A 13,480-nucleotide genomic window follows, 5' to 3' on the forward strand; every position below is an offset into this window, starting at 1 on the left:
TGACGTGGCCAGCGACGGTCTCCGGCACGTCACGGCGTGCGCGGCGTGCGCGGCGTGCGCGGCGTGAACCGGGGGCCGGCACGCGAGCCTCGTAGGAAGGGCATGGCAACCATGAGCAGGACAGAGCAGTGGGAGCGGTACGAGGGCGGCACCCCGGAGGCCGAGCGGCTGGTCTTCGAGGAACTGGCCGGGGAACTGATGCGCGTTCAGGCCAAGAACAAGAAATCCGGCGGGGCGGCGGCCTTCGCCAGGACCTTCCATGCCAAGCCGGTGCTCGGTGTGGAGAACGCCCGTCTGAGAATCCACGACCAGGTGCCGCCCGCACTGCGGGCCGGCTTCGTCCGGCCCGGTGCCGAGTACCCGGTCACCGTCCGGCTGTCCAACGCAAGCGGCACCCCGCAGCCCGACGCCATGCCCGACATGCGGGGCGCAGCGCTCCGCGTCGAGGCCTCCGACGGTACGCACGACTTTCTCATGACGAACTTTCCGGTGTCCCACGCTCGCGACGCCCGTGAGTTCGTGGCGTTCGCCAGGACGATGGCGGGCGCACGCACCCGCGCCCAGAAGGCATTCGCCCTGTTCGTCAAGTTGCCCCTGGCCGTCGGCTGGTCCACTGCCACCCGGATGCGCCACAACGTGCGGGCCGGTGCGCGCGGCGATGTGCGCAGCCCGGCCCTGGAGACGTACTGGAGCCGCGGCGCGGTCCTGTGGGGCGATGCCGGGCCGGTGCGCTACCAGCTGCGCCCCGTGCGGGGCGCGCCCGTCGCCCCCGCGCCCTCCCGCACCGACCCCGACCGGTTGAGCCGCGAACTCGCGCGGCGTCTGGCCGGTGGCGACGTCGCCTTCGAATTGCTCGTGCAGCGGTATGTGAGCGAGGAGATCACGCCCGTCGAGGACGGCTCGGTGGAATGGCGGGAGGACGTGGCACCCGCGGTGCCCGTGGCCACCCTGACCATCCCCCGCCAGGACCTCGACACCGCCGAGGCCCGCGCCGCCGTGCGCCGGATCGAGGAGTTGGCGTTCAACCCCTGGCACACCACGGAGGAGTTCCGTCCGCTGGGCAATCTCAACCGTGCCCGCAAGGCCGCCTACCAGGCGAGCAGCGCGCAGCGGCTGGGCTACCGCTTCACCACCGAGGAGCCCCGGCGCAACAGAGTGCTGAGCGCCCCGGTCGGGGCCGCTTTCCGTGTGCTGAACCGGTGGGTGCCCTGGCACCGGCTGCCGCTGCCGGCCGGCCTGCTCAACCTCGTCTTCCTGCGCAAGACGTTGCGGAGGAAGAACCTCATCGACACCGATCGCCACGAGGCACCGCCGCAGCCCGTCCCCGTGTCGCCGCCGGTCGACGAGTCCCTGCGGGTCGCCCGCAGTTACGACGGCACGTACAACGACCTGTCCGCCCCCGCCATGGGGGCCGTCGGCGCGGCCTTCGGGCGCAACATGCCGCCCGTGCTGCGTCCGGATCTGTTCGACGAGCCCAACCCGTACGAGGTCAGCAGGCTGCTGCTGCACCGCGACAGCTTCCTGCCCGCCCGGTCCCTCAACGTGCTCGCCGCCGCGTGGATCCAGTTCCAGGTGCACGACTGGGTCAACCACAGTCGTTACCCGGCGGGTACCTCCAGCGTGGAGGTACCGCTCCCGCCGGGCGTCCAGTGGCACAACACCCCGGGCGGTCCAGCGGAGCACCTGATGCGCTTCGCCGAGAACGTCGCGATGCCCGGTGACGGCGCGCCGATCCACTTCGCCGACTCGGCCTCCCACTGGTGGGACGGCTCGGAGCTCTACGGCGGTGACGAGAAGGCCGCCCGTTCCCTGCGCGACGCCGACGGCGGCGCCGACCTGCGTCTGGAGGACGGTCATCTGCCGCTCGGCCCGAACGGCATCCCGCTCACCGGTTTCCGCGAGAACTGGTGGCTGGGCCTGAGCGTGATGCACACCCTCTTCGCCAGGGAGCACAACGCGGTGTGCGCGGCGCTGCGGCGCGCGTATCCCCGCATGGAGGAGGAGCGCGTCTACCACACGGCGCGGCTCGTCGTGTCCGCGCTCATCGCCAAGATCCACACGGTGGAGTGGACGCCGGCGATCCTCGCCACCGAGGCGATCGACATCGGACTGAAGGCCAACTGGCAGGGACCGCCCGCGAAGTGGCTCGAGCGGCTGGGGCTGTGGCTGTTCGAGGCGCACTCACTGACCGGCATCCCCGAGACGGTGCCCGACCACCAGGGCGCGCCGTACTCCCTCACCGAGGACTTCGTGACCGTCTACCGGATGCATCCGCTCATCCCGGACGACTTCGAGATGTGCGACCACCGCTTCGGGCGGCGGCTGGACGTCCTCGGCTTCGATGACGTGCAGGGTGCCTCGGTCGAGCCCCTCATACGCAAGACCGGGCTGCCCGACTCGCTGTACTCGTTCGGCATCGCCCATCCCGGCGCGATCACCCTGCACAATTTCCCCCGCGCGCTCCAGCACTTCGAGCGGGACGGCGAGATCATCGACCTGTCCGTCGTCGACCTGGTGCGTACCCGGCGCCGGGGAGTCCCCCGCTACAACGACTTCCGGGCCGGCCTGCACAAGGAGCGTATCCACCGCTTCGAGGACCTGACGGCCGAACCGCGGACGCTGGCGCGGTTGAAGGAGGTCTACCGGTCCGTCGACGACATCGACACCATGGTCGGGTTGTTCGCCGAGAACCCGCCGACCGGTTTCGGCTTCAGTGACACGGCGTTCCGCGTCTTCATCCTGATGGCGTCGCGAAGGCTCCAGAGCGACCGCTTCCTCACCGTGGACTACCGTCCCGAGCTGTACACCCCGCTCGGCATGGACTGGATCGAGCGGACCGGCATGACCGAGGTCATCCTGCGGCACTGCCCGGAGCTGGCGAGCCTGCTGCCGCGCGACGCGAGCGCCTTCGTACCGTGGCGGCCCGTATCGGCACCGCCGAACGGTCCCCGCACCGCTGACTTCTGAGTCGGCGGACCTCCCCGGGACAAGGAGAGACCATGACGGTGTCCACCCTGCATCAGGGTCTCGAAGCACTGCTGGCGCGGCCGCTCCTGGAGACCATCTGGCGGCGGCGCACCCACCGGGTCGGCCGGGGCGCGGCCGTCCCGGCCGGCTCGATGAGCTATCACGCATCCGATGTTCCGCTACCGCTCGGCGAGCTGGAGGAGGCGGTGCTGATCGCCCTCACCGGCTGCACCGGGCTCACCATGCCGGACCGACCGTTCGAGGATCCGCGCGACGGCAAGCCGATCATGGCCAAACCGAACCTCAACATGGCGGGACGGACGGCAGGCAGCCCCGACAACGCGCAGGGCACCCACTTCTTCATGATCAACGACAGTGGCACCTACTACCTGCGCAAGTTGCCGCCGTCTCCCGACGCCTCCTTCGAGCCCGGTGCCCTGGTGGCACGGGCCCGGCAGGCCAAGGTACGGGTCCTGGACCACCGCCTCGACGTCGCCGAGGGCATGCGCGACTTCCCGGCCTACCTCGACTCCAACCGCGTGCTGTCCAACCTGCCGGGCAGTACCGTCCTGCTGCCGGTCGTCGACCTCTCGCACCAGTACATCAACGGCCTGATGTACCTGCTCACCCAGCCGGAGGGGGCCCGGCCCACGCTCGTCGACGACCGCAATTTCTACCGTCCCGCCGGGGTGCGCAAGTGGATGCGGAACGGCTTCCTGAACAAGGACCTCAAACTTCCGCTGGGTGTGCTGGGCCCGCTGCGGACCCAGATCGAGGCCGAGCTGCTGTTGCAGAACCTCATGCTGACCGCGGACGCCATGGGGCTCGGCGCGTGGATCCACGCCTCGATCAACCCGCAGATCATGCTGGGCGACCCGAAGTTCTCGGCCCGGTACGGGCGGATGCTCGGCTTCGACTTCGTCACCCCCCGCTGGGGCCCGCTGGACCTGCCGCGCTGGCAGCTGCCCCTGCCCAGGTTCGCGACCGCGCGGTCCCATCCGGTCGGGCTCAGCGTCGACGGCGACCCGCTGATCGCAGCGGCCTGCCCACCGAACCACCCCTCGATGTCGGAGGCCGTCGACGCGGTCGTCCAGGCGAAGTTCGGCCCGAAGGGGATCTATCACGACAAGGACCTCTTCACGGGCATCTACCGCAACGACTACGGGCAGCGCTACCTCACCGAGGCACGCGAGTACGACCAGCGGGTCGTCGAGTGTGCCCGCGACGTGTGCGAGTACATCCACGCCACACACGGCCGGTTCCCCGCACACGTGGACGCCATCCAGGTGCCCGGCATCTGGCTCCAGGTACATCATCCCGAGCTCGATTACTACGAGAGGTTCTTCCGGGACGGTCTGACCGAGGCGCACCGGAGGCACGCGAAGCTGTGGGACACCTGACGGCTGTCCGACAGCGATCGGTCACGGGCGAGAGCTCGAGCTCGTCGTCGATCCGGGCTGTGGACCGGTGTGGGAGCGCCGGCGACGCGGACCAGGCCGGCACTCCCGATGCCGGCCGGTCGGAAGGCGAGGCAGTAAGGGACGCTCGGTCGCATGTGTCCCTGTGGGGGGATTCCACCATCCGCAATCTCCACCCGCACGGAGGCGTCATGACAACGCAGCAACCATCGATGGTTTCGGTGTACGAGGACGACCCCGGCGATCCTCTGAAGACCAACCCCCCGATACCGCATCCTGTTCCGCAGCTCGGCACCCAGCCGTTCCCCACGACCATCGCGGAGACCGCGCCGCAACCGAACGGTGCCGGGCCCGGCACCGAGGCGTTCCGCTACTGGGTGGCGGCCGACGCGCTCAGCAGGGCCGGCCAGACCTGGGCTCCGTTGGTCCCGGCCGGAACGCAGTGGCATGCGACGGTCGGCGGCGCCCTGACCGCGAACCTCGACGCGGGGAACGACCTCAACGCCTTCTACGACCGTCAAGGCCTGTGGTTCTTCCGTCGCACGGTGGCAGGTGTCACCGTCGCAGCGTGCGAGAGCCCCGAGGTCGTCGAGCACGAGACGGGTCACGCGATCCTCGACGCCCTGCGACCCCAGCTCTTCAACACGGCCAGCGCGGAGACGGCCGCCCTGCACGAAGCGTTCGGCGACATCAGTGCCCTGCTCAGCTCGCTCCGGCTGGAATCACTGCGCGTCGAGGTCCTGGCCGAGACGCAAGGCGACCTCGAACTGTCCTCGCGGATGTCGAGGATGGCCGAGCAGTTGGGCTGGGCGATCCGCCAGGGCCACCCCGACGCCGTCGACCCGGACTGCCTGCGCAACCTCTCGAACAGCTTCTTCTACGACGACCCGGTGCAGCTGCCACCGAACGGGCCCGCGAGCACGCTCTCCAGCGAGCCGCACGCGTTCTCCCGGGTCTTCAGTGGCGCGTTCCTGAAGATCGTCGCCGGGATCTTCCGGCAACAGGACCTTCAGGACCAGGCCGGCTTGGCCAGGGCGGCCGAGATCGCTGGGCAACTGCTGGTGGATGCCGTCGTCGCCGCGCCCGTGGTGGCCGCCTACTACGCCCAGGTCGCGGGTCACATGATCGTGGCGGACCAGCACCGCAACGGCGGCACGTACGGCAAGACCCTGCGCTCGGCGTTCATCCGCCACGGCATCCTCTCCCTGGAGGCCGCCACGTCGATCACCGCATCGGAGGTGGCACGCCGGGGCGCCGGAATCGCCGAGGCGACACCCGGCGGCAGCGACGACCAGGGGCTCACGGCCGTCACGGTCCACGGGGCGGCGTACGACGTCACCCAGCCGCTCACCCTCTCCGCCCCGGCGCAGGAACGACGGTTCGGCATCGCGGGCTCCGACCCCGCCGGCGGCACCTTGCGGCCCGCCGATCCCGAGCGGGTTGCCACGTCGTACCTCGAAGACCTCTTCCGCCGCGACCGCGTCCACGTACCCGAGGAGCACCGCACCGATACGACGTTCGTCGACGACAACTCCTCCCGGCTCAAGACGCACGAGATCGTGCGGAGCGCGACCGGCGAGGGCCTCACCCTGATCCGTCGATGCTTCGACTGAGCGGTCACCCGATTCAGCTGGAGAAGCGCAGACGACGGACCGTGAGCCGCCCGTCGTCCGCGCGCTCGATGACATGCGTCGTACCGGGCGTCGGCTCCTCCCCCTCGAACACCGCCTCGCCGCGCGCCAGCAGGTCGCTGATGAATTTCTCGGTCGCTCGGCGCTCGGCGTCATCACCCGGCCCAGCCTCACGGGCGGCCCTATCACCTTCATCACGTTCTGCACTCATGAACTGCATCCTATTCGGGACCGAGTCCCCTTCGATGGTCAGCGGGACAGCCGCTCAAGTCGCGGCCGGCCGGTCCGCGCAGCAGCATGGAAGCAAGGAATTCCGCCCCGCGAGCCGGTGGTCGGCCCGTGGGGCCGAGCCGAGGAGGGCACTCATGGGCCACCCTGAGCCGCGGCCGGGCGGCGTCGAGTCGGAGAACCATCCGTGGCACATCCGCCTTGTGGAACACCCGAAGCGCTTCGAATCGTCGCACTTTCGCGCCGCGAAGGAGACAGCCCAGAAGATCCTGCGCGCCATGGACGACCCCGACCTGCCCTACGGGCCCAGACCCGTCGATCCGCAGGAGGGGCCGAAGAGTTCCGAGCACTGGGAGATGCACCACGGAGGCAGCCTGTGGGTCAAGGGCCCCGGCAGCTGGCGGATGTACCGGGCACGAGTCGGCATCGAATGGAGCATGCAGTTCTGCGCGGACCCCGAGAAGGTCGACCGGCTGCGGCAGGAGGCCGCGGAACTCGTCGACGCCTTCCCGCTCACTCTGCCCGCGCTGGCGGAACTGGGTTATGGACGCGCCGAGGAACTGCTGCGCACACCGGTCGAGGACGCCGACGGCGTCGAGGCCTGGACCGACTCCCTGTTCAACGCCTGCGTCCCGCTGAGCCGCGGGAACCACCAGGGCATCCTCCCCAATGTGCCGGGCGAACACCACTATCCCTGGCCGGTGAAGAGCGCGGACTTCGTCCGGTACGACGACTTCCAGCTGTGGGTGACCCTGCCCGACGGGACCCACGGAGCGGTCGCTCCGGTGGACCGCCGCGGCTCCGGCGACGGGCACGTCCGTCTCGCCTTCGTCCCCGAAGGAAGCGCCGCCGCCGCGACGGTCGCGGAGGCGCAGGACCGCGGACTGATGGCCGTACTCCCGGCGAACAGCGATGTGGCCAAGCAGGCCTTCGCCCAGCAGGTCGCTCCCGACGGGCAGATCGCCACCGCTCCGCTCTCGGGCCACGCGACACGGCGCACCCGACCGACCTCCGGCTAGGAGGTGACAGGGCATGCCTCGCGCGATCGTCATCTGCCTCGACGGCACGGGCAATCAGGTGGGCGCAAGCCATCCCACCAACGTGGTCAGGCTGACGGAGATGCTGGACGCGGACGATCCGGCACGGCAGCTCGTCTATTACGACCCCGGCGTCGGGACCATGTCGTCGGCCACCGCCCACGGTCCGGCGGGCCGGTGGCTGTCCCGTACGTGGGGCCTCGCCTTCGGCAGCGGGCTGAGGAACAATCTGGCCGAGGCGTACACCTACCTCGTGCGGCACTGGCAGCCGGGCGACCTGGTGTACGTCTTCGGCTTCAGTCGTGGCGCGTACACGGCCCGGGCCCTCGTCGGGATGCTCAACAAACCCGGTCTCATGCGACCGGGCTCGGAGAACCTCGTCCCGTACGCCGTGGCGAAGTACGCCTTCAACCATGACATCGACCGGAACGAGAAGGAGATCGCCCGGTTCTCGCACGCGTTCTGCCGACGCACCGAGACCGAACCGCTCTGGGCGGAGGTGAAGCAGAACGATCCCCGGCAGGTCTCGCACCACGCCCTGCCGGTGGCCTACCTCGGTGTCTGGGACACCGTGAAAGCGGCCGGCCTGCTGCGCCTGGGCAATCTGCAATGGCCGTACACCCACCGGTTGCCGAACGCGGCACGCATCCGGCACGCCGTGTCACTCGACGAAACCCGCCGCCCTTACCACGAATTCCTGGTGACACCCCGCCCTGCGCCGCGTCGAGGCACCGCTGAGGAGGTGTGGTTCACGGGGGTGCACTGCGATGTCGGCGGCACATTCGAGCATGCCGAAGGCGATCCGCTGCTCTCCACGATCTCGTTGAAGTGGGTCACTGACGGTGTCACCGAGGACCTCGTGTTCCGACCCCGGTCCTACAGCACGACCTGCGCGGTCACCGAGGACTTCGCCGGGGCTCCGGTCCACGGCAACGGCCCGCTGTGGGGTCTCGTGGGCCGGCGGTCCCGTCCCCTGCCCGACAGTGCCATGCTGCACGCCAGCGTCAGACTGCGGCGCGAGCGGGACCCCCGGTACCGTCCGGACCTGCCGGACCCACAGACGCCCGAGCGCTGGGCCGACCCCGACTGGACCAAGCCGGTTCCACCGCCTGGGGGTTAGCTCGACGAGAAAGCATCGGTGACCGCCCGACGCCGGGATCGGTGAAGTGCAGGGAGATGGTGATCCCGCCACCGGCCAACCCGCTTCGGCGTCCGGTCCGGGAGCAACGGCACGATCCGCGTCCCCTGCGCATCTGTTGACACCGCACCCGGACCGAGAACCGACCGATCCGAACGAAACCGCCTAATGCATCACGGCATGAACGCCACCCGCGAAGGCGACCAGCTCGGCCTTGGAGGTGAAGTTGCCCACGTTGGTGTCCAGCGGCTTGTCGGTGTGCTGATGGAACTTCCACTCGGTGTGGATGTCGGGCTTGCCCGCGGACACGCCGTACTGGGCGATCCAGAGGAAATCACCCGCATCGCCGGTGGTGTCCCGGTGACGCCAGAAGTCCCAGTTGCAGTACAGGCCGACCTTGTGCTTGGCGCCGCGCAGCCGCTTGACCTCGGCGATGAAGGAATCCTTCTCCGCGCAAGTCGCAGCGGTGCCGTCCGGGTTGGTCTCCCAGTCGGCGACCAGAAGGTCGTACTCGGTGCTCGCGGAACTCTCGACGAAGTGGGCCGCCTGATCCTTGATGTCGCCCGGATGCAGGAAGTGGTAGAAGCCGACGACCAGATCCGCGGCACGGGCGTGCGCGGCCTGCTCCTTCTGCCTGGGGTTGACGTAGGAACGGCCCTCGGTGCCCTTGATGAACACGAAGCTGGTACCGGCGGTGGGGAAGTTCGCCGGCTGGAATGCGGATACGTCGTAACCCTTGATCATTGCGTGCTCCTCCGATGCGTCGGTGCGGAGGGCGCACCATGGGACAGCCGAACGGATGGCGTCCGGCCCGATGGGAGGGTGACGACCTCGGCGTCCACGACACAGCCGCCCCGAACCCGGCGGGAACTCACCCGCGAAAGGGCTGTGCTCCAAGCGTTCGGCGAGCGCGACCAGTCCTAGGGGCGAGCCCGCTCAGGCCGGTGGCCTTCACGGGTGCGGTCCTCCACTCTCTCTTCCACGATCTGTCCGGTGGCTGGTTCACGCAACTTGCGAGTTGCGCCTGTCCGGCCTCGCAGCTGTCTCGCCGCACGTGCCGGGGCAGCACCAGCTCCCGCGCCGCGGCGGGGCGTTGGTACTGCCGGCGTCCGGCGGCGGCGAACGTGTCCCGGCGATCGCCCGGCCGCCCCGGGCCGACGATGACGCCGTACGGCCGACGACGGCCGGCAGACCAGCCGGTCGCCCCGGTGGGCCCCGAGCGGCTGAGCGCCGTATGCCGCAGCTCACGACACGCCGCGGACATGACGGCCTCGTTCCCCGAGAAACAGGAGGCGGCCTTGGCGCAGCTGGTCGGGCGGGAGCGGGACCGGCCGGCGTTCGAGCGGCTGCCGGCACCGGCTCGGCGCGGGGCAGCTGCCGCTCAGGCGGCACGGGAGTGGCCGACGCACGTCTTGGCCTGCGACCTGGCTCGGCGAGGCGACGACCTGACCGGCCGGCCGTACGCGCGGCGCTGTGCGGCCTCGAAGGCGCTGTTCGCGAAGCACGGCCGGTCCTGGGGCCTTCGGCCCCCTCGCCACGGGCCTCTTGCATGTCTCCGGCGGTTCCGCATGGGTGCACCGCCCCCATCTTCCTGCCGACCGCCGTGGCCACGTGGGGGTCTCCCCCGCAGGTGAACCGCCCGAACGCCCCGGATGGCTCGAACTCTTGTCGGAACACGAAAGGCCTGCGATTCTCTCGCCTGTGATCAACACCATGATTGCGCCTGCCGATTCGGCCGTTTCCGGCCAGTGGCAAGGCGGACCGCCCGCCGTCGAACTCCCCCACGATCCGCAACCGGAGTGGGCCGCGTTCGTCGCGGCGGCGGTCGCCGCCGCCCCGCTCGCGCCCGTGGTGCCGGCCGGGGAGCTGCCGGGTACCTCCGGTTTCCGGTTCGTCGTGGCCCCGTTCGCCGAGCTGGCCGCCTCCCGGCTGCCGACCACGGTGCCCGACACCGACCTGCCGCGCCTGCGGGCCCGGTTCACCGACCGGTTGGCCCGGAGCCTGGCCCGGCAGGCCGCCCGCACCCTGGTGCTGGAGCTGAACGTCGCGCGGGTGGAAGGCCGCCTGACGGGTGACACCCCCGCGGCCCGGTTCCGCGCCTTCCTGGCCCTGACGGCGCGTCCGGACGGCTTGTCCGCGCTGCTGTCGGAGTACCCGGTGCTCGGCCGGCTGCTGGCGCAGACCTGCGTCCACGCCGCCGACGCCCTGACCGAACTGCTCGACCGCTACACCGCCGACCGGACGGAGCTGGTCCGAACCCTGTTGCACGGAACCGACCCCGGGCCACTGGTCTCGCTCCGTGCCACCGCCGGCGACGGGCACCGGCACGGCCGCAGCACCGCGGTGCTCACCTTCGCCGACGGCTCCCGGGCGGTCTACAAGCCGCGCCCGCTGACCGCACACCGGCACTTCAACGAGCTGGTCGGCTGGTTCAACGGGCAGCCGGACGTGCCGGAGCTGCGCACCGTCGCCCTGCTGGAGCGGCCCGGCTACGGCTGGCTGGCGTACGTGGCCGCCCTCCCCTGCCGGGACCACGGCCAGCTGGAGCGGTTCTACCGGCGGCAGGGCGCCTGGCTCGCGCTGCTGCACGCGCTGGACGCGACCGACCTGCACTTCGAGAACCTCATCGCCCGGGCGGACCACCCGGTGCCCGTGGACGTCGAGACCCTCTTCCACCCCCCGGTGTCCGGTTCCGCCTCTGACGGCGACCCGGCGGCACTCGCGCTCGCGGCCTCGGTCCACCGGGTCGGCCTGCTGCCGCTGCTGCTCTTCGGTGAGGACGGCACGTCCTTGGACGCCTCCGGGCTGGGCGGCGACGCCGGGGCCGTGGCGCCGCTGCCGGTGGTGGCCTGGGCGGAGAGCGGCACCGACCGGATGCGGCTGGTCCGCCGGGCCGGGGCGATCGCCGGGGCCGACAACCGCCCCCGGCTCGGCGGGGCGGAGGCCGACCCGGCCGAGTTCACCGAGGCACTGGTGGCCGGATTCCGCGCGGGGTACCGGGCGATCGCCGCCGGGCGGGAGGCGCTGACCGGCCCGCACGGCCTGGTGCACCGCTTCGCCGAGGACGAGGTGCGCGTGGTACCCCGGGCCACTCAGGTGTACGCCACGCTGCTCGACGAGTCGACCCACCCGGACGTGCTGCGCGACCCGGCCGACCGCGACGGGCTCCTGCGGCTGCTCGGCACGGACGCCCTCGGCACCCCTGGGCCGGCCCGGCAGCTGGAGCACGAGATCGCCCAGCTCTGGGACGGCGACGTGCCGTTGTTCACCGCCCGGCCGGGCCTGGTGGACCTGTGGTCCGGCCCCGGTCTGCGGATCCCGGACGTACTGGAACGGCCGGGGCTGGAGCGGGCGGTGGAGAAGATCCGTGCCATGGGGGCGGCCGACCTCGACGCCCAGGAGTGGATCGTCCGGGCGGCGCTGGCCGCCAGGTCCACGGCCTGCGCCCACCGGCCGGACGCACCGGCCACCCGTCGGAGCGGCACGACCGGACCGGACCTGACGGACCGGCCGACGGCGGATCGGCTGCTCGGTGCGGCCCGGCGGATCGGTGACCGTCTGACGGACGGCGCCCACCGGGGCCGGGGCCGGGCCAACTGGCTCGGGCTCGAACTCCTCGGGGACCGGGCCTGGCGGTTCGGGCCGGCCGGGGCCGACCTCGGGCACGGTTACCCGGGCCCGGCGCTGTTCCTCGCCGAGCTCGCCGCGCACACCGGGGAGGAGCGGTACGCGGAGACGGCGCGCCAGGCTCTGAGCCCGCTGCCCGCGCTGCTGGAACGCCTCGCGGCGGAGCCGGAGGACCGGGCGGCCGTGGGCCCTGGAGCCTTCGCCGGGCTGGGCGGCATCGCCTACACGCTCGCCCGGACCTCCGCCCTGATGGACGACCCCGAGCTGGCCGGCTGGGCCGACCATGCCGCCGAACTCGTCAGTGCCGTTGTCGAGTTCGACACCGCCACCGAGGCCCGCGATGCGGCCGGAGCCGCCGACGGGTTCCGGGGCGAAGTCCGGGCGGGCGGGGCCGGGCTGGCCGAGGGGACGGCCGGCGGGCTCGCGGCGCTGCTCGCGGTGCACGGAACCACCGGGAGCGCTGCGGCCCGGCACGGTGCCGTGCTCTGCGCCGAACGGTTGACGGACCGTCCACTGCCGGCCGCCCCCGGGTTCGCCGAGGGCGCGGCCGGGGTCGGCTGGGCGCTGCTGCGGTTCGCGGCGGCCGGTGGCGGGGGGCGGTACGAGCGCGCGGGTCTGGCGGCGCTGCACCACGCGGCCCGGAGCGCCCGGGCCGCTGCCCACACCGAGCCGACCTGGTGCCGGGGCCTGCCGGGGATCGCCCTGGCCGTGGCCGACAGCCCCGCCGCGCTGGCGGATCCGGAGCTGACCGGGCTCACCGGGCACGCCGTCGACGAGCTGGCGGCCGCCGGTCCGCTGCCCGGCCACGCCCTGTGCCACGGCGAGTCGGGCGTCCTCGAACTGCTCGGCCACCTCACGGAATTCGGCGCCCGGGAGTTGCTGGACCACCGGGCGAGCGCCCTGGCCGCCACACTCGACCGAGCGGGTCCGGTCTGCGGTACCCCCGGCGGCCTGGCCGTTCCCGGACTGCTGACCGGACTGTCCGGCATCGGGCTGGGCCTCCTGCGGCTCGGCTCGGCCGGGCGAACAGCTTCGACGCTGCTGCTTCAGCCGTCGCCATCAGTGCGACCGTCGTGAAGAGACGGCGCGACCATCACCGAGAGGAAGCCCCACCCATGAACGTCGAAGAGTTGGTCCGCAGCTGGAAGCAGCCGAAGGCGCGCGGGGACCGGGCCGCCGACCACCCGAGCGGGCAGATCGCGCTGCGCCCCGGCGGCGGCGCCCACCGCAGCCGGCTGCTCTCGGGCTTCGACGACCAGTCGATCATCGGGACCCTGACCGTGACCGTTCCGTTCGCACCGGAGGCGATCGGCTAGGGCCGGTGTGCGCGCCCGGATGCCGTCCGGGCGTCAGAATCCGTCGGGGGTGTGCCCGTGGCCGTACGGGCACACCGGCCGTCGTGCGTCCGGTGCGGTGAGCGATCTTCCCTGTCCG

The 13,480-nt window shown here is 71.5% G+C and carries 9 protein-coding genes; 7 read left to right on the forward strand and 2 right to left on the reverse strand.

The window, feature by feature from the left end; genetic code table 11:
- The first annotated feature begins 102 nt into the window (after positions 1-102).
- The 3 genes from ACIQVT_RS12265 (at position 103) to ACIQVT_RS12275 (ending at position 5,998) form a co-directional block, all read left to right on the forward strand.
- On the forward strand, positions 103-2,967 hold the full coding sequence (locus ACIQVT_RS12265) for a peroxidase family protein (RefSeq protein ID WP_403751136.1): 2,865 nt from the start codon (positions 103-105) through the stop codon (positions 2,965-2,967).
- A 32-nt stretch (positions 2,968-2,999) separates the two neighbouring features.
- On the forward strand, positions 3,000-4,367 hold the full coding sequence (locus tag ACIQVT_RS12270) for a hypothetical protein (protein WP_403751138.1): 1,368 nt from the start codon (positions 3,000-3,002) through the stop codon (positions 4,365-4,367).
- Positions 4,368-4,576: 209 nt separating this feature from the next.
- Positions 4,577-5,998: a hypothetical protein gene (locus ACIQVT_RS12275; protein ID WP_403751140.1), complete on the forward strand. Its 1,422-nt coding sequence runs from the start codon at positions 4,577-4,579 to the stop codon at positions 5,996-5,998.
- A gap of 13 nt (positions 5,999-6,011) precedes the next feature.
- Here the strand turns inward: ACIQVT_RS12275 and ACIQVT_RS12280 are convergent, their stop codons facing one another.
- Positions 6,012-6,227, reverse strand: a complete 216-nt coding sequence (locus ACIQVT_RS12280; RefSeq protein WP_403751142.1) for a hypothetical protein — start codon at positions 6,225-6,227, stop codon at positions 6,012-6,014.
- A 34-nt stretch (positions 6,228-6,261) separates the two neighbouring features.
- Between ACIQVT_RS12280 and ACIQVT_RS12285 the strand changes: the two genes are divergently transcribed.
- Positions 6,262-7,263 carry a DUF6424 family protein gene (locus ACIQVT_RS12285; protein WP_403751783.1) on the forward strand — a complete coding sequence of 334 codons (1,002 nt, stop codon included), beginning with the start codon at positions 6,262-6,264 and terminating at the stop codon, positions 7,261-7,263.
- Positions 7,264-7,276: 13 nt separating this feature from the next.
- On the forward strand, positions 7,277-8,401 hold the full coding sequence (locus ACIQVT_RS12290; RefSeq protein ID WP_403751144.1) for a DUF2235 domain-containing protein: 1,125 nt from the start codon (positions 7,277-7,279) through the stop codon (positions 8,399-8,401).
- 183 nt (positions 8,402-8,584) lie between these two features.
- Here the strand turns inward: ACIQVT_RS12290 and ACIQVT_RS12295 are convergent, their stop codons facing one another.
- A complete protein-coding gene (locus ACIQVT_RS12295; protein ID WP_403751145.1) occupies positions 8,585-9,163 on the reverse strand; it encodes a glycoside hydrolase family 25 protein in 579 nt (192 codons plus the stop codon).
- Between the two features lie 969 nt (positions 9,164-10,132).
- On the opposite strand from ACIQVT_RS12295, the gene ACIQVT_RS12300 reads away from it, so the two are divergent.
- Both ACIQVT_RS12300 and ACIQVT_RS12305 read left to right on the forward strand, forming a co-directional pair.
- Positions 10,133-13,123, forward strand: coding sequence for a type 2 lanthipeptide synthetase LanM family protein (locus ACIQVT_RS12300; protein WP_403751147.1), 2,991 nt, complete (start codon positions 10,133-10,135; stop codon positions 13,121-13,123).
- Positions 13,124-13,161: 38 nt separating this feature from the next.
- A complete protein-coding gene (locus tag ACIQVT_RS12305) occupies positions 13,162-13,362 on the forward strand; it encodes a hypothetical protein (protein WP_403751149.1) in 201 nt (66 codons plus the stop codon).
- Positions 13,363-13,480: the final 118 nt, after the last annotated feature.

It is taken from the genome of Streptomyces sp. NPDC100445, assembly GCF_044759735.1.
In the GTDB taxonomy this organism is placed as follows: domain Bacteria; phylum Actinomycetota; class Actinomycetes; order Streptomycetales; family Streptomycetaceae; genus Streptomyces.